The following is a 23020-nucleotide window of genomic DNA, read 5'->3' as shown; positions in this document are numbered from 1 at the left end:
CGATGGATAATATCTTGCTGTTATTATCACTTTTCGCAGTCGTGAAAAGCCTGTTTATGACAAGCCTGTTGCCGAACCGTTGGTACAGGCTTGCCTTCAGCCTTTCGCTGGGCGCATTTATCATGCTCTGCCATCCCTCTGCCATGGAGGTGAATAAACTGGAGTTGCAACGGGTGCTCTCTACACAGTCTGCCATGATGAATATTTCGCTGGTGGTGATGGTGGATATGCTGTTGTCCGGTTATTTCTGCATGGCCCGTATAAAGGATTGGGAAGAGGGCAACTCTTTCCGGTGGTACACGAAGTTGTTCCGGTATATGCCCTCCCTGCTGGTTTTCCCTGCCCTGTACTATATTCATATCACCCTGTTCTTTACGTTGACGGGAGTTGATTTTATGCGTACGAGCATCGGACTGGCAGTTGGCGTAACGGTTGCGTTCTCACTGGCATCGTTCTTTATGCGCAAGCTGATTGCAGAAAAGGAACTGCTGATAGAACTGGTCGTTATCCTGACCTTCTTCGTCTGCGTACTGGTTATCTGCTGTACGATTTTCCATCCGTCGGCTACTGTCTACAACCATGCTTCGCCGGTCGACTGGGTAGGCTGTGCCGGTACGTTGGCCCTGTTGCTGGTTATTTTCATCCTCGGATATCTTTGGACACAGGTGGTCCGCATTTATAAACAACATAAAAATTCTAAGCACTAAATATAGTATGGAACAAGTATCAAATATTTTATTCTGGATATCGAGCGGGTTACTGGTACCCGTTATCGTCGGATTGCTTTTTTTCTTCGCCAAGAGTATCGTTATGCTGGGAGGCTTTGCCGGCCAATATATCCAGCGCATAAAACAAGATAAACAATTACGTACCCGCATGGACCAACTGGATCAGGCGACCATCCATACTTTTTCGGAAGAACTGGAAGAGCAGCCGGATTCGCTGTTTACCCGTACTGCCCGGCAGTTGTTATCGACCGGCAGCACGGCCGTGTCCAACCGTATCCTCTCCGAGTATGAGGTAACGGCAGATGCCGAACTCGGCAAATATAAAGTACTGGTTAAATTCGGTCCTATCCTCGGGCTGATGGGAACTCTGATTCCGATGGGACCTGCCCTAGCGGGACTTTCCACCGGCGATATTTCATCTATGGCCTACAATATGCAGGTCGCTTTTGCGACGACGGTATTGGGCTTGTTTTCCGGTGCGGTCGGATTTATCCTGTTACAGGTAAAACAGCGCTGGTTCACTTCCGACCTGGTTTATCTCGATTTCCTGTCTGACCTCCAAAAAGAGAAACCTCAGGCAGCAAAAGCCACATTAGTCACTTCAAAAGCCGTAAACGAATGAGCCGCCGCCGGATATTGAACGCAGCCGAGGACCATGACCCGGTTGCGATGTTGTCGAACCTGTTCGACGTGGCGATGGTTTTTGCCGTCGCCCTGATGGTTGCCCTGGTGACTAAGTTCAACATGACGGAGATATTCTCGCAGGAAGATTATACGATGGTAAAGAATCCCGGAAAAGAGAATATGGAAATCATAACGAAAGAAGGACAGACGATTACGAAATACAAACCTTCGGAAAGCCAGGAGAAATCCGGTAAGAAGGGAAAGAAAGTCGGAATCGCTTATGAAATGGAGAACGGCGAGATTATTTACGTTCCCGAATAAAAAAAGGATTACTTTTGAAACCAATATAAACAAATACATACATTACATTTATGAAACTTACTTCACCCTGGACGGGAATCCTGTCCTTTCTGATTGTTCTTTTCACTATGCCGTTGGGACATGCCGCTATGATTCTGATGGAAAAATTGCTGGGCCATGACTATCTTTACCCTGCCGCATTCGGGCTGGGAGTATTGGGTGTCGTGATGCTATTGGTCGGAATTATTTCGAAGAAAGAGACTTCGGCTACATTTTGGGGATTGTTCGGAGGACTGTTTGTCTGGACGGGTTGGATTGAGTTCGGGTATGTTTACTTTGCCAACCGTTTCGGTGTGCAACCCCTGATTGAGAACGGTGAGGTGGTGACTAAGCCGGAGTATCTGATTATGCCTTCCTCCTACGGCTTTTGGGCGATTGTCATGCTGTTCTATATTTTCAGTACCCGTTCCGGTTGTAACTTCTTTAACTGGATACAACGCAAGATACATTACGGCCAGCCGGTAGAAACGCTTCAGCCGATTGTGCGCAATGTGGCTATGACAACCTTTATGGAACTGAACGTGCTGCTGTGGACTTGCTATATGGTCTTGCTCTTCGCCTATGACACTGAGTTCCTGGGCGACCGTCATCCGGTGACGATGCTGATTGCTTTCGGTTCGCTCGCGTGGTCGATCTACCTTTTTATCCGTTTGCTGAAAATCAAGAAGCTGGCCTATGCCATCCGTTATGCCATCCCGACCGTGATTATCTTCTGGACCTTTGTCGAGATATTGGGCCGCTGGGACATGCTGACCGAAATATGGGTAGAACCTTCCCACTATTGGTTGGAGATGACAATGATGGCTGTCGCCTTCCTGGTTTTACTGGGCGTTCTGCTGTTCAGGCATAAGAAATGAGGAACTCCTAGAACGGATACCCGATTGCCAGATGCCATCCCGGTTTATATTTGGGGACGTTGAAGTAACCATTCTTGTCCGTTTCGTAAGGAACATGTAATGGGATACCCATATCCAGGCGGATTACGATAAAGGTCAGGTCGTAACGCAGGCCGACACCGGCATCCAGCGCCAGGTCTTTCAGGAAACGTCCCCATTTCAGTTGGCCGCCGGGACGCTGTTTGTCTTCACGGATCAGCCAGATGTTACCGGCGTCTACGAATGCAGCCCCGTGCAGGTCGCCCAGGATCGGGAAACGATATTCGAGGTTGGCTTCAAATTTCAGGTCGCCGGTCTGGTCAAGGTAACTGTAAGTAGACTTTTCGGGAAGGTAACGGCCCGGACCGATCGAACGGATCGTAAAGGCACGCAAACTGTTGGCTCCCCCGATATAAAACTGCTCGCTATAGGGAGCAACCCGGGCGTTCCCGTAACTGTAGACGGCACCCGCCATCATGCGTCCGACCAGATGCTGGTTATGGCCGATCTTATAATCATAACGTATCTCGGCTGTCCCTTTCACGAACTGGGCAAACTTGTTTCCCAGCAGATGTTTCCCTTCTTCGTTGAATTTCTTTCCGGCAATAGCATAGCCGGCACCCAGCAGGTTACCTGCCTGCGAAACGGCAAGCTGGAACCACGTATGGTTCCGGCGTGTAGTGATCGGGGCATCATCATAGGTATAGGTATAACCCATTGCCGGCACGAACTGGTTTTCCAGACTCAGTTTTAACGCCTTGTTATCCTTTGTTATGCTATCGAACTCATGCGTCGTAGACTGGAGCAGGTTGTACGTCAGCTTGAACGGCGTGATCGAATGGTGGCTGGTGGCGGACGACTGGTAATCGTAGGAAGCACTTCCGCCGAAAGCCAGCATCTTGAAGAAACGTGCCCGGTTCAGCTGGTCGACATACAACCGGAAAGAGGTACTTGACGGATACAAGCCGTCTTTCTTCATCATTCCCGGGAAAAGCAATTGCGGGAATGTCAGCGTTCCGCTCAATCCCATCTCCCAGCTGTTGATGGCCGATTTGGCACCATCCACCCGGTTGCCGGTCTGCCATTCGTAAGAACCGCGCAGGCGTACCCCGAAAGTCTCGCCGCCACCGAACACGTTCCGTTTCGTAACGCTGAAGATGGCTCCCGGTCCCACCTGGTCGTTACTTTTGGAGGTGACGTTCACTTCCAGTTCACCGTCGAGCGGAAGGTCGTAGACCGTGTTGATCTTCAGGTCGAGCGTATCCTGGCGCCGGGTGGTGTCGCGCGGGGTATATTGCATTTCGGAATACCGGAAAATACCCAGGCGCGAATAGCTGGTCTGGGTCCGTTGCTGTTTTTCCTGCGAATAAAGGTCGCCCGACCGGAACCGCAGGCGGTTATAAAGCACCGACGGACGGACGCGCAGTTTGCCTTCGTAATAGACGGTCATGTCTTTGTAACGAACCGAATCGGTGGGTGTCTCATTGTTATAGCCGTTCAGCCAGACTGATATATCGCCGATCTTCCACGGGCGAAGAGCGGCACGCGACAGTCCGGGTTTAGTCATGATGCGGAGCGCCACCTTGCCGGGATTCATGATGGTATCAGCCTGGTAAGTGATGAACTCGGGACGGAAATAATAAAAGCCGTTGTTGCGCAACAAAGAGGAGATACGTTGCCGTTCGGCTTCCAGATTCGTCACGTTAAAGTTTTCGCCGTCATGAAGCAGGCGTTCGCCTATCGTATTTTGTATCAGTGTATCCATCCGGTGACGCATCCTTACATAACGGATACTGTCGTAGGTGTAGGGATGGTTCATGGCCACCTGGTAAATGAGTTTTGCTTTCTTCGCATTTTTCGGATTGGTATCCACCTGGAAAGAAGTCGTTCCGTTGAAATAGCCATATTCCTTCAACAGGTTTTGCGCTACCTTGATGCGGACTTCGGGATTTACGGTGGAGACGAACACCGGTTTAGCAGCCAGCTTGTCGAAAATCCATTTCCCAATCTTCCCCTTTTTATTGACAAATGCATTATAGACCCAGAGGCCGAAAGGCAACGGCACACGGATGGACGAACTTCCCAGCAGGGCATTGTTGGGCGGATAGGCAAGGGCGCCTTCCACTTCGGCGAGGGCATCTTCGCCGGCGGTGGTTTTATCGTCATCGGTGACATCGATCTTTTTAATGCCGGTGTAGAGTACTTCGCCTTCTGGCAGATTCTTCGTTGTCGAACAGGAAGAGGATAGCAGGATCAGGGTAGTGAATAGGAAAATTATGACACACCCCCTGCCCCCTCTCGAGAGGGGAGACGGATACTCTCTGTTGTGGAAACTGTTGGTAACTTTTCCCCTCTCGAGAGGGGGCAGGGGGTGTGTTATCGCCATCCTGTTTAACAGTCTGTATAATTTGTATAATATGTCCTTATTTTCCATCATTCTTCTTCATTTACCGGTTTGGGTCGATTCTTTTTAAAATTGAACAGTTCGCGCAGATGGAGCATCTTGCGGCGCAGGACGATACCGGCACCTGTTTCGGTGATCTCACCTTCCAGCAGACTTTCGTAGTTCTTATCGTGGAACAGCTTCACGTAGCGGGTTCCGCTGGCATCCAGCCGGTATTCGATCGAGACGTTGTCGATAAAGGCCTGTGTCTGGCTGCTGTTGCTGGCATTTTCGCCGGTCGAGATGCGTCCGCCCAGCACGACACGGATGCGGTCGTTCCAAAAACGTTTGGCGAAACTGAAATTATAATCGGTACGCTGGCCGCCTGAGCCGTCGCCGTTCTCGTCGTAGGTATCCATACCGAAGGAGATGTCGACCGTTTTCAGGGCACTTCCGGCAATGTTGCTGATCTCGCTGTTGAGGAAGCTGTTCAGGGCGGCACCCATGTTCAGATTCTGTTTGCCGCTTCCTGAGTTGCCCAAGTACATGCCGGTCATGATCATGCCGACTGCCAGTTTCGTGCGTTCATCTTCACCCAGGCTGCTCAATTCGGTCTGCATCGCCTGGTCTTCGGGAGCCGTCAGGACGAATTGCAGGCCCAGGTTCTCCAACTGCTGTTTGAGGGCGATGCCCACGTCGAAATTCACCATGCGCGGGTTCTGTCCGCTGAGCGTCACGTTCGTGCGGATGCGTTCGGTGGCAGTCAGGTTCAGGTACGGGTCCATCGGATCGCCGCTCCACTGCACATAACTACCGTTTTCGATATTAAATTCTTTCAGCGGGATGACCGGCAGGGCATATTTCACGATGCCGCCCGAAAGGGTATATCGTCCGTTCAGGATCATCTCGCCCTGCGGGGTGTATTGGAAAGAAAGGTCGCCACCCCCTTCGAGCTCGACTTTGCTGGAGCGGTCGGGTGTAATGTCGGCGTTCAGCCGTACGGACTGGTCGATGCGGATGGTCAGCAGCATATCCAGGCCGCCCAAAGGCAGCGGGGCTTCTTGCCGGCGTCGGTTCACCAGCGTGTCTTCGAACGAAGTGAAAGTCACCAGGTCGGACAGACGGTCCTGTACCGTCAGCGGCGAGTCTTTCATGACATAGGTCACATTGGTTCCTCCCAGCAGTTGCAGGCTGCCGCGCATCATTAAGGCATCCAGCGGACCTTTGACCGTCGACGCCAGGTTGACGAGCAGTTTGCCGTACACCATGCTTTCCTTGTTACGCTTCACGTCAAGCAATTGCATGTTGTCGGCATTCAGCTTCAGGTCGGCCATCATCCGCGAAGGATTATTGAAGTCGATCGTGCCGTCTATCACGAACGGGTTCTTTCCGGCTGCGTGGATATGGTATTTGTCGAATAGGATCTTATTCTCTTTCACCACGATCTTCTTGTCGTCCACCCGGAAACTGGTTCCCACGGCAGTGACGAACATTGAAGTCGAATCCATTTCGATATATCCGTTCATTTCGGGAGCTTTGCTGCTGCCCTTTATCGTCATGTTTCCTTCGAGCACGCCGCTGAGCGCCGCCATATTATCCGGGATAAACGGGTTCACCATATCCAGCGGCAGATGCGTTACGTCGAGTGTCCCGTCCAGGTGGTCGTTTTTCCCCATCTTGTAAAGGGCGGTTGCCGACATAACTTCGTTTTGGTCGCGGAAGAAGTGCATGTCGACCTGGTGCGTATTGTCGGCCAGCGGGAGATAAACGGTGCTGAACATCAGTTCGCCTACCCGTCCGCCTTCATAGATCAGATTGTCGATATTTGCATCGACAACGACCAGAAACGAACTGTCCGATGGAGCATATTGCATGTCGGCGCTCAGGATACCCTTCATCGAAGGTATCTCCGCAAAAGCCTTTGAGATCACATCGAGGTTGATCTGGCTCAATTCCAGATGTAGTTCCTCCATCTTATCCTTTTCGGGCAGCGAATGTATCCACAGGGAAGCGTTCTCTTCGCCCGACAGGCGGAGGTCGGCGGCAATATCTTTTTCGTTCTTATAAAGGATATAATTGTCCGGATTCAGCTTGAAAGGGCGGAATGCCAGGATTGGATTGTCCGGGAACAGATGGAGGTTGAAGCCTTCTTCCACCTTGTCGGCACGCAGTCCGAGCAGGATACCGGTTTTCCCCAGGCCGTCCGTGTACAGGAGTTCGGCATCGGCAAACGTATTCCTGACCTTCCCCTTGACTCCGGCTGTGAATGGAGCCTGCTGGCGGAATTTCGTCTTGATGACATCGGCCTGATACAACAGTCCGAGCGAGTCCTGCCGGATCGCAAAGCTGACTGTGTCTATCCGCGTCGTGTCCTGCATCAGGTTGTAAATGCCGGCATCCAGCCGGAAACCTTCTTCGGGAGAGGTGAACGCCTCCAGGTTCAGGTTGTTGAACGAGACGTTCGCCTGCTGCAATATATTATAAATCGGATTATCTTTCCCTGCCGATATGGCCAGATGCATATCCGGCAGCAACGGTTTAAAGGCGGGGATATTGATCATCGAATCTTTCTCGAGCTGTTTGTTCAACCCTTCGGAAATCTTGTTGAACTTATCGGTCATGGTCTCCAGGTCGGAGTTGCCGGTCAGCACGATCCCGAGGTCGCCGGCATGGAAGGAGACGCGGGTGGTGTCCTTGGAGCTTTGGGCGTGCAGGGTCAGTGTCTTCGGTTTATAAATACCCGTGGTGGTGGTCAGTTCCCAGTTTCCGAGGGTGACGTCGACCAGGTTGTTCTTTCCCATATCGGTTTCCGCTTCCGCGAAAAGCTGAAAGGAGGTTGCCAGCGAGTCGTTCATCAGATGCATGCCATAGAGGTCGAAGTTTTCGACATCGGCTATCAGCATGGCTTTGATCTCTTTCTTTTGCAAGGTCGCATTCAGCGTCATATCCATCTTTGCCAGCGGATATTTGCTCAGCAGGTCGAACTTTACGAAGTTCTTTTCCAGCGAACCGGCCAGGGTGACGTCCGATACGTTGTAATTGCCGTATCGTATATCCGTCAGTTTTCCGTCCAGCTTTGCCCAGGAAGAGGTTTTGAAGGGATCGAACCCTTGGCCTTCCGCCTGTATGGAAGCGCTCATATAATAGAGCGAATCGAGCGGCATGAAATGCACCGGCTCCAGGCTATCCACTTTCAGGTCGGCTTTATAAGCCTCTTTGGCCGGGTTGAAACGGCCTGTCAGCAGGACTTTCCCTTTGTCTTCTTTCAACAGGAGATCGGCTTGATACTCATTATTCTTCAGAGCCGCCTCGCCGGTCAGGGTGATGCCTGCCGGGATATTATACCGATGGCGTTCGGCGAGGGGAAGCATCGTCAGCAGGAAATCGAGATTGCCGGTTTTAGCTTTCAGGTCCAGTTTTCCAGAACGACGCACACTGTCGGTCAGTGCTTTCATCGTTCCGGAAACGTCCATCCGGAAAGTCCCCGGCAACTCAGCTTTCAACTGGCGGAGCAGCATGGACGATAAGTTTCCCTCTACTCCGGCAGTCAGTGAAACCGGTTTCTGAGGATAGGCTTTCTGAAAATCTTCGGGCAGTGCACCGGCGAATGTCATCACATCTTCTTTTCCCAAAGAGGCAGTTAATAACACCCGCATATCACCTTCGGGGTTTTCATCGAACGAACTCCAGGGAACCATCGCCAGCAGGCGTGCTTCCGAAGCAGCTGTTTTCAGTAATAATTGCGGTACACTAATAGTCGTGCTGTCGCTGTGAAGGCTTCCGGTCAGCGAAGTGATCGCCAGTCCGGAACGGTCGTTGGCAGAGAGTTCGCGTATCCGTGCCTTTATGTCCCTCCCTCCGTAGAACAGCGAATCCAGGGTGATATTGACATTACTCAGGGCGATATGCGAAGGGTCGAAACCTATCACCGGCTCCTGGTCGTTGCCGTCGTATCCCAGTGTCGAACCGGTCAGCGTGAACAGGTCTGCTCCATATTGTGAGGTGCCCAGGTCTACGACGCCGTCTTTCAGGTTCGCCTTATCTATATAGGCAGTCAGGCGCAACGAGTCGGCAGGCATCTGCATGGCAAACGCCACCCGATCGAGATTGATCTTTTCCAGTTTCAATATCCAGTTGACTGGGGTGGAGGTGGTGTCGGCTTTCGTTGTCGTATCGTTCAGTAGCAGGGTGATAGCGGTATCGGACAGGTCGATTGTATTGAGCGTCACCTGTTCTTTCGAGAGATTGATGCGGTCGGCCTTGGCATATAAGCGTCCTAGCACGCCTTTTATCTCCATGCCTTCGATAAAAGTCCCGGTATTCACTTTCACCCCTTCCAGATTGATGGCGTCTACCAGCACTTCTTTTTTCAGCAGAGGCAAGGCACGTACATTGACGGAAAGGCTTTTCAGCGTCAGGAGCGTATCGGTGGGAGCCGTCAGGACTTCTACGCCCCGCACAGTCAGGTTCAGCGGGAAGGAGAGGCGTATCCGTTCGATCCCGATCTGCATCCCGGTCGCTTTTCCGGCATAGTAGGCGGCCTGTTTCACTGCAAAATTCTGTACAGGCGGTATATATAAAAGCACAGAGACGAGTAATATCAATACCACCGGTATCAACAACACAATCCCTATTCGTTTTATCCAAATCCTCATCTTTTTATCAGCGTTTTCTTTTTTATTATCATAACGGCTAAATACCCTGTTTTGTTTGAAAATTCTTTAACAAATATAGAAAAGAAATTCCATAACAAAAATTTCTGTAAAAGAATAACCGGATTACTTTGTTCCCATATCCGGGAAAAGCCGCTATCTGCCTTCTATCTGCCGGATAACGGAATAAGCATCTTCTATCAATGTCGCCGGATAATCATTTATTTCCAGAATACGGATGGCGTTCCGCTGGTAGAGGTTGCCTGGCTTTAATTTATAATCGAACGAGAGAATTCCGTTGGCTATCGTTTCACAGAAATGATACAGGTCGTATTCGTTTTTCAGGAATGTTCCTAATTCCGCATCGTGGGTGGAGACTATTACGATGTTGTTCGAGGTGTTCAGGTATGACAGGACCGCTTTGGCAGCCGCTATCCGCTCGGTGGTGTTGGTTCCCTTGAATATTTCGTCCAGCAGGAAAAGGTTGATATGTTCGCTCCGGCTGCATGATAGCATATCGCGTATCGACTCTACCTCTTTCAGATAGAAACTTTTGCCGTCGGAAAGGCTGTCGGAAAGCATCAGGGCGGCATGGATCATGACAGGCGCTTTCATCTGCATCCGCCGGGCAAAAGCCGTATGAAGCGTCTGTGCCGCCAGCATATTGACGCCCAGGGTACGGATGAAAGTAGTCTTTCCCGACATATTCGAACCGGTAAACAAGATGGAACGGCCTTCGATCCGGATCGTATTGGCAACACAGTTTTCAAGCAGGGGATGATACATCTCCTCCGTCTCCATCCGCACCTCGCCTTCCGGCTTTTCCGGCAGACAGTAATAAGGCAGACTCTTTCGCAGAAAAGCGACCGACGACAGGCTGTCTGCCAACCCGACAAAACGAAACACCGTCTCTATCTGCCGGTTCTTATCTTTCAGCAGGGTGATCACTTTATGATAGGCGATCGGTTCCGCCAGAAAGAAGATCTTGACGCATTCCATGATCGCCCAAAGGATGACGGCCGGGTCGCTGTCCATCTTCGATTCCATCCGCAGGTGGCCGCTCGCCTTTCTCAGTGTTTCCAATGAAGACAGCGCCTCCGGAACCTCTTTGCCGAGTTCTGTGAAAAGCGGGTTCTTCGATAGTTTGCCCGAAATATTCAGCAAACGTATCAGTTGGGGGATGGATATCAGAAAATTCAGGTTGTTCGGCTTGTTCCCGTAATGAATAACGCCGTTCACAAGTATTGCTGCAATCAACAAAAGCAGCCATGCTCCCGCCTGATAGAAATACAACAATAGAAGAAACAAGCTCGGCAGGAAACCACAAACACGAAACAAGATTTTCCTCCATACAGGAACAGCCGGAAATCCTATACCCATCAGTGACGCAATACTATATGCTTCATAGGCATTCAGGATTTGCAGGTCTTTGACAAGTTCTTCCTGTAAATCCGGATGCGACGACAGCTTGTTTATAAGTGCTTCATGCCGTTCTATTTCGCCCGCTTTGTCCGGGATGATCCGCATCAGGTTGTACAGATACTGCTGCCCGATGCGTGAGGCGGTGCGGTCGGAAAACATGAAAAGATCCTCGAAACCCAGATCGGAGCAGGTCTGGTCGGACAATACGCCCAAAGCATTCCGGTGCGTATCGAAACGGAAGAAGGAAGAGATATCGAAAAAATTATAACTCTCGGCTTTCTCTTCTCCCTTATAGTTTGGAGTCTGTTTCCATGGTTTCCGGATATTCATAGATCGTAACTGTTTTATGTCTTGTGTCAAAAGTATATCTTTTTCGTTAATATTCAGTACTACCCGTATTATTTAGTTCCAAAATGCGTATGTTTGTCACAACAAAAAGATAAAAAGAGGATATGCTTAATTTAGAAGAACTTTGTACCCAGGTACAACAGATAGCCCGGCAAGCCGGGACTTTCCTGAAAGAAGAACGGCGTAAGTTCGACCGTACACGTGTAGAAGAAAAAAGTGCTCACAATTACGTATCGTATGTCGACAAGGAATCGGAAAAATGGCTGATCGCCCAACTCTCCGCCTTGCTTCCCGAAGCAGGCTTCATCGCCGAAGAAGGCAGCGGCAGCCTGACTGACGAAAACTATTGCTGGCTGGTAGACCCGTTGGACGGGACCTCCAACTATATCCACGATGTCGCCCCTTACTGTGTCAGCATCGCCCTGCGTAATAAAGAAGAATTGCTGATCGGTGTCGTTTACGAAGTCTGTCGCGACGAATGCTTCTACGCCTGGAAAGGCAGTAAAGCCTATCTGGATGGCAGGGAGATACACGTATCAGACGTCTCCGACTTGGATAAAGCCTTTATCGACCTGGGATTTCCTTATAACTCCGATGCTTACCGCCCGGTGGCCCTCCGCCTGGTCGACCGGTTATACGGTTTTGCCGGAGGAACGCGCCTGATGGGAGCGGCTGCTGCTGAAGTCTGCTATATCGCTGCCGGACGTTTCGAAGCGCGTATCGAAGCCTGGATCGGTCCCTGGGATATAGCGGCAGGTGCCCTGATCCTGATGCAGGCCGGCGGCAAAGTGACTGACTTTAGCGGTGGCGACAACTGGCAGTCGGGAGATGAAGTGCTTGCCACCAATGGAGCGATGCACGAGACGCTTATGCGGCTGGTTCAGGAGTGAAGTAAATTTTAAGAGGGAAATATCCCCTGTTTACAGAGAATCTCTTCCCTTCCGTCTATTTTATTTGTATCCGCCTGTGTTGCCGTTTATCTTCACGGAGAAATTAACAAAACATGGTAGAGATATGAAAAAGAAAATGATTATTACAGGCTTATTTACTTTTGGTCTTTTGAGTTTCGCTGGGGCACAACCCCTTCACGGACCTTTTCCTGGTAAACCGCATGGCTGTTGCTGCTGTTGTAGCCAGGACAGGCCGGATCAACGTCCTCCGCAAAGAGGGGAAATGCCTTCTTTTATCACCGATAAGCTGATCAAAAAACTGGCTTTGACGGATGAACAGGTAACAAAACTCAAAGAGGAAGAAAAAGCCTTCATGGAAAAGATGCAGCAGATGCGCCCGAACAGGGAGGACGAAGAACAGTTCTCTCCCGAAGTGATGAGAGAAAAGATGGATGCAATGATGAGCGAGCACGATACAGCCGTTAAAAAGATCCTGACTGACGAGCAATACGAAAAGTATCAGAAATATATGAAGGAGAACCGCCCGAAAGGTCCCCGGAATGGAGGGCCGGGAGGTCCGGGAAGAGCTGATTGACGCGAATATATTTTGACGTAGATGACGCGAATTAAAACAGAGAATGTCTTTGTCCCGAAGGGACTTTCATAATTGAACCCTTCGGGTCCCATTGACGCTATAAACAGATAGTTCACATCTCTTTATACCTGTCTTTATCCTTTGATCAGATAGATCATATAGGCAATATAACAGAGTACCATAACAATCCCTTCGAAGCGGGTTATCGTTCGCTTCCTGATAAATAATCCGAACAGGTAAAGCAATACGCATGAACCGATCAGAACCCCGAGGTCTACATTGGTAATACCTTTCATGTTCAGCGGACTGATGGTCGCACTGCAACCTAATACAAAAAATATATTGAACAGGTTCGAACCGATCACATTCCCGATCGCCATCTCCGGATTTTTCTTCAAGGCGGCAACGACCGAGGTGGCGAGTTCGGGCAGGGAAGTTCCTCCGGCAACCAGCGTCAGGCCGATAATAGACTCACTGACACCCAAGCCACGCGCAATCCCTGATGCTCCGTCTACGAAGAACTGCCCTCCATAAATCAGACCTACCAGGCCACCGGCAATGAATAACCCGGATTTCCATACGGGCATCAATTTGATTTTCGTCTCTTCCTCTCCGTTCCCGTTATGTGCAATGGCAAATGTATAACCCAGAAAGATCGCAAAGAAGCAGAGCAGCAGCATCCCGTCGCTGCTGCTGATTGTATTTTCAGCCGCTCCGTTTATCAACACGTCGTTTCCGCAGATAAATAAAACGACAGATGCCAGGATACATAACGGAATCTCTTTGCTGAGCGTCCCTTTATTCATCCCGATGGGAACAATGGCTGCCGTGCAACCTACAATCATAAGGGTATTGAAAATATTACTTCCGACAACATTCCCGATGGCCATATCCGCACTTCCTTTCAGTGCCGATACAATGCTGACGGTCAGTTCGGGGGCGGATGTACCGAAGGCTACGATCGTTAATCCGATAACAAGAGAGGAGATGTTAAAACGTTTGGCTACCGAAGCAGCCCCATCGGTCAGTGCATTTGCGCCGACCAAGATGAGGAGTAGTCCGCCGATCAGGGCAACGATATCCATTAGAATGGCAGATCGTCGATCGGGTTAGCCGGGCCGAAGTCGGGAGCGGCAGATGCTGTCGGGGCAGATGCCGGTGCAAAGTTTTCCGGTGTCATGGCTCCTGGTGCTGACTGGGGAGCGCCTGCCATCGGACGGTCTACCTTCCAGGCACTGATGTTGGTGAACCAACGTCCCTGATACTCGCGGCTGTCTATATCGAATGATACTGTCAATTCTTCTCCGGGTTGAATAGCTGCTTGTTCGATGCGGTCGGCACCGAAGATCTGGAAGCAGACTTTCTTAGGGTATTGGTCGTGTGTTTCTAATACGTATTCTTGTTTTTTCCACTCGTTTCCAGCTTTGCTGGTTCCGCTCTGCGCTGGCAGTACGGCGATAATTTTTCCCGTAATTTCCATGTTTATTGTTCTATTAAATTGTCGGCGAAGGTACGCTTTTCCGGCGTAACCTGCTAATTGTTTGACTTAGATTTTCTCTTCCTGAGGCAATTCGGAAGGGTCGAGCGCATCGAAGGCTGCTTTCATAGAGAGCAGTTCTTCCTTAATCAGCTTCAGCTTATTAACGATCTCTTCCTGCCGGATGGTTGTCTCCCTGTTATCCTTTAGTTTTTGCCGGGCACCAGCCAAGGTCATTCCCCGCTCTTTTACCAGATGGAAGATCAGGCGGACGGCGTCGATGTCTTCCTGCTTATAAAAACGGGTTCCTTTAGGCGTCTTGCGCGGACGGATAATATCGAATTCTTTCTCCCAGAAACGCAGTGTCGATTCGTTCACGTCGAACATCTGCGCCACCTCGCTGATGGAGAAATATAACTTCAGATTTTTATCTTTATTTAATGCCATTGTATTAAAGATGTTTAATCCATTACCTGGCCATGGTTTTCTGCAATCTGAATCATACGGTCGTATTCTTCCGGTGTCAGGTCCATATAGTAGTATCTGGACGGGTTATCGTGTTTACCACGAACTATCACTTCATAATGCAGGTGCGGGCCGGTCGATTTACCGGTGTTACCTACTTCTCCAATCACTTCGCCGCGTGTCACTTTCTGTCCGACGCGTTTTCTGTATTTGCTCATATGACCGTATAATGTCTGGAATCCATAGCCGTGATCGATCATCAGACAGTTTCCGTAGCCCTGTTTCCAGGCAGCAAAGGTGACGACTCCATCGCCGGTTGCATAGATTTCCGTTCCTACTTTGGCGGAGAAGTCCATGCCGGAGTGGAAACGCGGAGTTCGGTAGATCGGGTCGATACGTACACCGTAGCCGGATGCCGTGCGACGCAGGTCCTTGTTGGAGATTGGCTGGATGGCAGGGATGCAGCGGCTGCGTTCCTCCTGGTTCTTACCCAGTTTAATCAACTCTTCCAATGAGTTGGATTGTATATAAAGTTGTTTGCTGAGCATGTCCATCTTCTGGGTGGTAGAGACAACCAGCTCCGGATTGGACAGGTTCAGCAGATGTTCGTAGCGGTTGGTTCCCCCGAAACCTGATTTACGCACCGATTCGGGAATGGATTCGGCCTGGAAAATGGCGCGGTACAGGTTCTCATCCCTTTGCTGTATATCATCCAACACTTCCAGCGCATTGGTGAGACGTAATGAAAGTACTTCATACTGAGTCTGCAACAGCTTGTTTTCCTTCTTCATCAAAGACTCGACCGGCGAATCGATCGTGTACATCATAATAAAGAATACACCGATACCGATTGCCGCACCGATGCTCAAATGACGGAGCACAATGAAGAAACGGTCTTTGGCGGAGGGGTAAACACGGTCGTAACTGAGCGTGTTCGGGTTATATAAGTAATATGTTTTTCTTGTTTTAAACAGTTTCATTGAATATTTTATTGCTTGGATACGTGCAAAAATAATAATTTGCAGTACTTTTGCAAATTGTTTTTCAGAATATTAACGAGAACTATATAATAGATTATGTTGACAGCAAAAGAAATTCGTGAATCGTTTAAAGAGTTCTTCGCTTCCAAGCAGCACCAGATTGTACCGTCTGCTCCTATGGTCGTGAAGGGGGACCCGACATTGATGTTCACCAATGCGGGCATGAACCAGTTTAAGGATATAATCCTGGGAAATGTACCCATTAAATATTCACGTGTCGCGGACTCGCAGAAATGTCTTCGTGTAAGCGGTAAACATAACGACCTGGAAGAGGTAGGACACGATACCTATCACCACACGATGTTCGAAATGTTGGGAAACTGGTCGTTCGGTGATTATTTCAAGAAAGAGGCTATCGGATGGGCATGGGAATATCTGGTGGATGTCCTGAAGCTGGACCCGAAACGTTTGTATGCAACCGTATTCGAAGGAAGCCCTGCCGAAGGTTTGTCGCGCGACGACGAAGCTGCCGGCTACTGGGAACAGTTCCTGCCGAAAGATCATATTATCAATGGTAACAAACATGATAACTTCTGGGAAATGGGTGATACCGGTCCTTGCGGTCCCTGTTCGGAAATTCATATAGACCTTCGCTCTGACGAAGAACGTGCCGTTTCTAGCGGTGCAGAGATGGTAAACAAAGATCATCCGCAGGTAATCGAGATCTGGAACCTGGTGTTTATGCAGTTCAACCGCAAAGCCGACGGTTCGTTGGAACCGCTGCCTGCGAAGGTGATCGATACGGGTATGGGATTCGAACGCCTGTGTATGTCATTGCAGGGTAAGACTTCCAACTACGATACCGATGTATTCCAGCCGATCATCCAGGTGATTGCCGAAAAGACCGGAACAAAATACGGTGACAACAGACAGCAGGATGTGGCTATGCGCGTTATTGCCGACCATATCCGTACAATCGCGTTCTCTATCACAGACGGACAGTTGCCGTCGAACGCAAAGGCCGGTTACGTAATCCGCCGTATCCTTCGCCGTGCCGTTCGTTACGGTTATACGTTCCTCGGACGCCGCGAAGCTTTTATGTATAGCTTGTTGCCTGTCCTGATCGAGACGATGGGCGATGCTTATCCCGAACTGGTTGCCCAGAAGACGCTGATCGAAAAGGTAATCAAGGAAGAAGAAGAATCGTTCCTGCGTACATTGGAAACAGGTATTCGTCTGCTGGATAAGAAGATTGAAGAAACAAAGGCTGTCGGAAAAACCGTTATCAGCGGTGTGGATGCCTTTACATTATATGATACATACGGATTCCCGTTGGACCTGACCGAACTTATCCTGCGTGAAAACGGCATGGAAGTGAATATCGAAGAGTTCAATGCGGAAATGCAGAAACAGAAAGAACGTGCCCGTAATGCGGCTGCTATCGAAACCGGCGACTGGGTGGTCCTGAAAGAAGGCGAAGCTAAGTTTGTTGGTTACGACCTGTTCGAATGTGAAGCCGAAATCCTGCGTTACCGTAAAATCAAGCAGAAGAATAAAGAGTTGTTCCAGATCGTTCTCGACCAGACTCCGTTTTATGCAGAGATGGGTGGACAGGTAGGTGATACAGGATGGCTGATTGCCGACGATGAAAAGCTGGATGTAGTAGATACGAAGCGTGAAAACAACCTGCCGGTGCATTTCGTCACCCGTTTGCCGAAAGATGTAACAGCTACTTTCACGGCTAAGATCAACGAAAAGAAACGTATCCAGTGCGAATGTAACCACTCGGCAACTCACTTGCTGCATGAGGCTTTGCGTGAAGTATTGGGCACACATGTTGAACAGAAAGGTTCGTATGTTTCTCCCGAAGCGCTTCGTTTCGACTTCTCTCACTTCCAGAAAGTGACCGACGAAGAAATACGCCGGGTAGAAAAGCTGGTAAGCGAAAAGATTCGTGCCAACTATCCGTTGGAAGAACATCGCAATATGCCGATTGCCCAGGCGCAGGCTTTGGGTGCTATGGCATTGTTCGGTGAAAAGTATGGCGAGGAAGTACGTGTCGTTAAATACGGTTCTTCTATCGAGTTGTGCGGTGGTACGCATATCCCGGCAACCGGTATGATCGGTTCGCTGCGTGTGATTGCCGAAAGTTCTATCGCTGCCGGTGTACGCCGTATCGAAGCGGTGACGGCCGAAGGGGCGGAAAACTATACCTTCATGTTGCAGGATTCCATGCGTGAGTTGCGTGCTTTATTTAATAATGTACCGAACCTGGCACAGACAATCCGTAAGTCGATCGAAGAAAATGCCGAGCTGAAGAAACAGGTTAGCGACTATGTAAAGGAAAAGGTCGCTATGTTGAAGAAAGAACTGATCGCCAAGGCTGTTGAACGCCACGGAGTGAAGGTGGTTGTTTTTCGCGGTGAGGCGAATGTAGATGCGATCAAGGACCTGGCCTTCCAGATCAAAGGTGAAAGCAATAGCGAAGAGAAAGTATTCTTTGTGGCCGGTATCAAGGACGGTGCAAAATGTGCATTGATGGTGATGCTGAGCGAACCGCTTGTAGCCGAAGGACTGAATGCCGGTAAACTGGTAAAAGATGCAGCCAAACTGATTCAGGGTGGCGGTGGCGGACAGGCCCACTTTGCAACTGCCGGCGGTAAAAACTCCGACGGTTTAGCCCAGGCCGTAGAACAGATTCTTGAAGCGGCTGATTTGAAGTAAAAGAACTTATAAAGCATATATGAAAATGGCGGGACTGATTAGTTCCGCCATTTTTTTTGAATAATTAATTCATAAATCTTGCAACTTACTGCAAATGTGTGTTTTTACCGGCTTATCTGATTTGCATAAGAATCAGAGTTGACGTACATTTGTCGAAACTTCCTGAGAGAAGAGTGTTGAATCATGCAAAAAATACAAATCAAATAGACTTTCATCGTATGAAAATGTGTAAACAGCAAAAAGTCTCCCGTATCCTCACGCTCTGTGGAGCAGCAGCGACTTCGTTGTTGCTTTGGGGTTGTAGTGGTGCAGGGGCGACAACCGAATCGTTTGAACGTTCGGACTACTATACGCGTGGTATAGGGCAATACCCCGGTAACCCGAAGGAGGATTTCTCTCCTGATTTGGCTCCGGATAAGTCAAATTATCGCAATATAGCCCTTCTGCGTTCGGCTTTCAACTCCTCCAGTCATGACTATAACTTGACGGCGCAGTTAGTGACAGATGGTATTATAACCGACCAGCAACCGCAGTATTTAATACTATCGACTCCGGCCGGCGAAGCTCCCCGGCGTGAACGCGAATGGATGATCGACGAAGGTCCGTATTCCCGGAATACATTTGAAGGGGCGGATACTTATTTCCAGTTCGCGCTAAAGAATTACAGCAAACAGGCCGACAAATTGGTGCTGACAGGAACTCTTATTTATGACGACCAGTTGGCAAAAGACGGTTATGAAATTATCTGCCAGGGTTCCAATGACGGACAGAACTGGACCGAGGTCGGCAAACTGAGCGGCAAAGGGCTGCCGGGCGACGCTGTACGGTATCGTATACCGGTAACCGACCCGAACAAACAGACCGAACAGATTTCCATGCCGGTTCGTAAACTGAATGAAACCATAGCATTTGATAAAGAGGCGAATTACTCCAATTACCGTGTCCTATTGAAGATGGCCGGTGCCCATAGCTGGGTGTTTACGGCAGCCGATTTCTATAATAAGGACGGAATGGTGGAAATGAAACCTTCTCAATTCTTCAATAGTGCCTGGATGAGTGCCACTACGGGAGAAGAATGGTTGTATGTAGACCTGGGTAGCCGGTCTGAATTTGACAAAGTCGTTTTACGCTGGATAAACAAAGCCGTAAAAGGTAAAGTACAGGTTTCCGATAATGCAGAACAGTGGACGGATGTCGCTGAACTTCCCGGTGGGGAGGAACTGGTCGATGAAATTTCGCTGAACGGCAAAAAGAATGCGCGTTATGTGCGTATCCTGATGCAACAGCCGGCCAACGACAGCCGTTATATCCTGAGCGAACTGGAAGTGATGGGTAAAGGTGGCCTGGTTCCGCAGGCTGTGGCTGCACCTGCCGCATCGAAAGGCGAAATCTATTTGTCCGGCGGCAACTGGAAACTTCAGCGTGCATCAGAAATAACGGCTACGGGAGAAGAAATTTCGGCTCCCGGCTTCAAACCTGAAAACTGGGTTGTAGCCACTGTGCCGGGAACTGTCTTGAGCAGTTACAAGAATATCGGCGCCATTGCCAATCCTGATTATGCCGACAACCAGTTACAGGTATCCGAATCATTCTTCAATTCCGATTTCTGGTATCGTGACGAATTTGAGGTGCCGGAAGGATTTAAACAGGATCGCGTATTCCTGAACTTCGACGGTATCAACTGGAAGGCGAATGTATATGTAAACGGTAAGCAGGCTGGTCGTATCGAAGGTGCCTTTATGCGTGGCAAGTTCGATGTAACGGACCTGATCGTCCCGGGTAAGAATGTGGTAGCCGTAGAAATTATCAAGAACTCGCATATCGGTGCTATTAAAGAGAAGAATGCACAGAGTACGGACTTCAACGGTGGTATCCTGGGTGCTGACAATCCGACATTCCATGCAACGATCGGTTGGGACTGGATTCCGACTGTACGCGGCCGTAATATCGGAATCTGGAATGATGTCTTCCTGACAACGACCGGAAAAGTGACGGTGGCTGACCCGCTTGTTAAATCGGTTCTGCCGTTGCCCGATACGACCTCTGCTAAACTGACGGCGGAAGTAATCGTAAAGAACCATGATGCAAATGCGGTAAAAGGTATGCTGGAAGGCAAGATCGGTGATATCACATTCCAACAGCCGGTGGAACTGGCAGCGGGCGAAGAGAAAACGGTTGTCTTCGATGCAAAGGATTTCGCTCAGTTGAATGTTCAGAATCCGCGTCTCTGGTGGCCTAAAGGCTATGGAGAGCCAAACTTGTATGATGCCAACTTTACATTTAAAATAGATGATAAGGTATCGGATGCCAAAGACTTTAAAGTCGGTATCCGCCAGATGACCTTCAATGAGGATAATCAGATTTTGAGTCTCTTTATCAACGGTCGTCGTTTTGTTGGCCGGGGCGGTAACTGGGGATTCAGTGAGTCTAACCTGAATTACCGTGCACGTGAATATGATATCGCGGTAGCTTACCATGCCGATATGAACTTTACAATCATGCGTAACTGGGTGGGTATGATTGGTGATGAAGAACTGTATGAAGCCTGCGACCGCCACGGTATCGTGGTTTGGCAAGACTTCTGGCTGGCGAATCCGGCTGACGGTCCTGATCCTTACTATCCCGAAATGTTTATTGCCAACGCGGAAGATTATGTGAAGCGCATCCGTAACCATGCTTCCATCGGTATCTATTGCGGTCGTAACGAAGGTTTCCCTCCCGAACAGATCGACAAGGCGTTGCGCCGGATCATCAAAGAAGATCATTCGGATATACATTATATATCCAGTTCGGCTGATGATGTAGTAAGCGGCCACGGCCCGTACCGTATGCTTCCTGCAAAGGAATACTTCACATTGAAGACCGGTAACGACAAGTTCCATAGCGAACGCGGTATGCCGAATGTGCTGACCTACGAAAGTATGCTCCGTACCTTCTCTCCGGAAGGTATCTGGCCGCAGGATAATCAGTGGGGTATGCACGACTATACCCGCGAAGGTGCACAGGGTGCTACATCTTTCAACGAGATTATTGCGAAAGGATACGGCGAACCCCGTAGCGCCAAAGAGTTTTCCGAACTGGCGCAATGGGTGAACTATGACGGTCACCGCAGCTTATTTGAATCCCGCAGCCAGAACCGTAAAGGTTTGCTGATGTGGATGAGTCATTCCTGCTGGCCTTCTATGGTATGGCAGACCTATGATTATTACTTCGAACCGACAGCCGCCTATTTTGCTATCAAGAAGGCTTCCGAACCGTTGCATATCCAATGGAACCCGGTAACCGATGAGGTAGAAGTCGTAAACTACAGTGGTGGCAACCGTAAGGGCTTGACAGCTAAGGCGCAGGTGCTGAATATGGATGCTTCCGTAGCCTGGGAGAAAGAAGTCGCTACCGATAGCAATGAAGATACGACCAACAAATGTATCCAGCTGGAATTCCCGGATAACCTGTCGAAGGTTCACTTTATCAAGATGGTCTTGACTGAAAACGGAAAGGTTATTTCCGAGAACTTCTATCACAGAAGCCTGGAAGAAAACAACTACCAGGATCTGCGTAATCTCCCGAAAGTAGCATTGAAGTCCGATGTCACGACAAACAAGGGAACTGATGGAAACTGGAACGGTACAGTCGTTATCGAGAATACTACTTCGACACCGGCATTAATGATTCGTGTAAATGTTGTGGGCGACAAGGATGGCGAGCAGTTCCTTCCGATGTTCTATTCCGACAACTACTTCGCTCTGCTTCCGGGTGAAAAGAAAGAAATCAGCTTCCATTGGAAAGACGAAGACACCAGAGGCAATGCACCGAAAGTGGTTGTGTCAGGATATAATGTAGAATGATACTGATAGATTTTAGATAAAAACCGTTCACCATCTGCTGCGTGTAGGACAACTGTCTGTTTTCTGGTTGTTTGACGGTGAATAGCGGGGGTGAAAGGTTTGTGGAAAAGGTGAATGGCTGCTAACAACCATTCACCTTTTCTGCTAAGAATTGAATCGCCTTTTCTTTGAAGGGAAAGAGGAGGGTTTACTTATTTCTGACTGTGAATCAAAAAAAGGTATTCTCCACTGTTGGAATAAATAAAATATTGCCTACATTTGTCCCGTTACCTGCTATCGGGTAATAAACAACTAAAACTATTGACTTATGGAAAAGTATGTGAACATCATGCTCGACAAGGCTTTTAAGACCGTATTTGGTGAAAAGCAGGTAGCAATCGACTTTATCAACGCCACGCTCGAGGGCGAACGCCGGGTAAAAGACCTGACCTATCTCGATAAAGAAATCCAACCGGAAGTAATAGAACAGCGCACGGTGATCTTCGATCTCCTTTGTAAAGATGTGGACGGAAGTAAATTTATACTCGAAATGCTCTAACTTTGCATAGTTCACCAAAGCAAGATTAATTCAATATATTTGTTGTATGAATAATTGAATTAACCGATCGGTAGAAGTAAACTATCTCGAGATGTAGAGTTGCAATCAGCTTCT

The 23020-nt window shown here is 49.2% G+C and carries 15 protein-coding genes and 1 pseudogene; 9 read left to right on the top strand and 7 right to left on the bottom strand.

Annotated elements, in window-relative coordinates; genetic code table 11:
* Window positions 1-2 precede the first annotated feature (2 nt).
* The 4 genes from hmuT to NBH14_RS25590 are packed head-to-tail and all read left to right on the top strand — an operon-like array spanning window position 3 to window position 2569.
* Window positions 3-707 carry an HmuT family protein gene (hmuT, locus tag NBH14_RS25605; RefSeq protein WP_186961625.1) on the top strand — a complete coding sequence of 235 codons (705 nt, stop codon included), beginning with the start codon at window positions 3-5 and terminating at the stop codon, window positions 705-707.
* 7 nt (window positions 708-714) lie between these two features.
* Window positions 715-1350, top strand: coding sequence for a MotA/TolQ/ExbB proton channel family protein (locus NBH14_RS25600; RefSeq protein ID WP_186961624.1), 636 nt, complete (start codon window positions 715-717; stop codon window positions 1348-1350).
* The gene (locus NBH14_RS25595; RefSeq protein WP_075559044.1) at window positions 1347-1673 is read left to right on the top strand and encodes a DUF2149 domain-containing protein; all 327 of its coding nucleotides are present in this window, start codon (window positions 1347-1349) and stop codon (window positions 1671-1673) included. The genes NBH14_RS25600 and NBH14_RS25595 overlap by 4 nt, the downstream gene beginning before the upstream one ends.
* A gap of 50 nt (window positions 1674-1723) precedes the next feature.
* Entirely contained in the window at window positions 1724-2569 is an 846-nt protein-coding gene (locus NBH14_RS25590) for a hypothetical protein (protein WP_186961623.1), read from the top strand.
* Between the two features lie 7 nt (window positions 2570-2576).
* Here NBH14_RS25590 and tamL read toward each other — a convergent pair whose 3' ends face one another.
* From tamL to NBH14_RS25575, 3 genes are all read right to left on the bottom strand, one after another.
* Complete coding sequence (gene tamL / locus NBH14_RS25585) at window positions 2577-5021, bottom strand: translocation and assembly module lipoprotein TamL (RefSeq protein WP_436277994.1); 2445 nt, start codon at window positions 5019-5021, stop codon at window positions 2577-2579.
* Complete coding sequence (locus tag NBH14_RS25580) at window positions 5021-9625, bottom strand: translocation/assembly module TamB domain-containing protein (RefSeq protein WP_186961622.1); 4605 nt, start codon at window positions 9623-9625, stop codon at window positions 5021-5023. The genes tamL and NBH14_RS25580 overlap by 1 nt, the downstream gene beginning before the upstream one ends.
* 153 nt (window positions 9626-9778) lie before the next feature.
* A complete protein-coding gene (locus NBH14_RS25575) occupies window positions 9779-11374 on the bottom strand; it encodes a MutS-related protein (protein ID WP_186961621.1) in 1596 nt (531 codons plus the stop codon).
* A gap of 122 nt (window positions 11375-11496) precedes the next feature.
* Here NBH14_RS25575 and NBH14_RS25570 point away from each other — a divergent pair, with 122 nt between their 5' ends.
* Together NBH14_RS25570 and NBH14_RS25565 are read left to right on the top strand one after the other, a co-directional pair.
* Window positions 11497-12282 (top strand): inositol monophosphatase family protein, encoded by a 786-nt coding sequence (locus tag NBH14_RS25570; protein ID WP_186961620.1) that lies wholly within the window; start codon window positions 11497-11499, stop codon window positions 12280-12282.
* 124 nt (window positions 12283-12406) lie between these two features.
* Window positions 12407-12877 carry a DUF4890 domain-containing protein gene (locus NBH14_RS25565; RefSeq protein ID WP_186961619.1) on the top strand — a complete coding sequence of 157 codons (471 nt, stop codon included), beginning with the start codon at window positions 12407-12409 and terminating at the stop codon, window positions 12875-12877.
* A gap of 134 nt (window positions 12878-13011) precedes the next feature.
* Here the strand turns inward: NBH14_RS25565 and NBH14_RS25560 are convergent, their stop codons facing one another.
* From NBH14_RS25560 to NBH14_RS25545, 4 genes are all read right to left on the bottom strand, one after another.
* Complete coding sequence (locus NBH14_RS25560) at window positions 13012-13962, bottom strand: calcium/sodium antiporter (protein WP_186961618.1); 951 nt, start codon at window positions 13960-13962, stop codon at window positions 13012-13014.
* Complete coding sequence (locus tag NBH14_RS25555; RefSeq protein WP_009859820.1) at window positions 13962-14357, bottom strand: DUF3127 domain-containing protein; 396 nt, start codon at window positions 14355-14357, stop codon at window positions 13962-13964. Before NBH14_RS25555 ends, NBH14_RS25560 begins: the two co-directional genes overlap by 1 nt.
* 66 nt (window positions 14358-14423) lie before the next feature.
* On the bottom strand, window positions 14424-14801 hold the full coding sequence (locus NBH14_RS25550) for a MerR family transcriptional regulator (RefSeq protein WP_128135096.1): 378 nt from the start codon (window positions 14799-14801) through the stop codon (window positions 14424-14426).
* Window positions 14802-14815: 14 nt separating this feature from the next.
* Complete coding sequence (locus tag NBH14_RS25545) at window positions 14816-15799, bottom strand: M23 family metallopeptidase (protein ID WP_128135095.1); 984 nt, start codon at window positions 15797-15799, stop codon at window positions 14816-14818.
* Window positions 15800-15895: 96 nt separating this feature from the next.
* On the opposite strand from NBH14_RS25545, the gene alaS reads away from it, so the two are divergent.
* The 3 genes and pseudogenes from alaS to NBH14_RS25530 all read left to right on the top strand — a co-directional run.
* Window positions 15896-18523 carry an alanine--tRNA ligase gene (gene alaS / locus NBH14_RS25540; protein WP_186961617.1) on the top strand — a complete coding sequence of 876 codons (2628 nt, stop codon included), beginning with the start codon at window positions 15896-15898 and terminating at the stop codon, window positions 18521-18523.
* Window positions 18524-18741: 218 nt separating this feature from the next.
* The gene (locus tag NBH14_RS25535) at window positions 18742-22368 is read left to right on the top strand and encodes a glycosyl hydrolase 2 galactose-binding domain-containing protein (protein WP_186961616.1); all 3627 of its coding nucleotides are present in this window, start codon (window positions 18742-18744) and stop codon (window positions 22366-22368) included.
* Between the two features lie 307 nt (window positions 22369-22675).
* Window positions 22676-22900 (top strand): annotated as a pseudogene (locus NBH14_RS25530) (PD-(D/E)XK nuclease family transposase); the annotation flags it as partial.
* Window positions 22901-23020: the final 120 nt, after the last annotated feature.

The organism is Parabacteroides caecihominis, from assembly GCF_023656785.1.
Lineage (GTDB): Bacteria > Bacteroidota > Bacteroidia > Bacteroidales > Tannerellaceae > Parabacteroides > Parabacteroides segnis.
The sequence above is the reverse complement of the archived record's forward strand: the minus strand, read 5'-3'. Positions and strand labels throughout refer to the sequence as shown.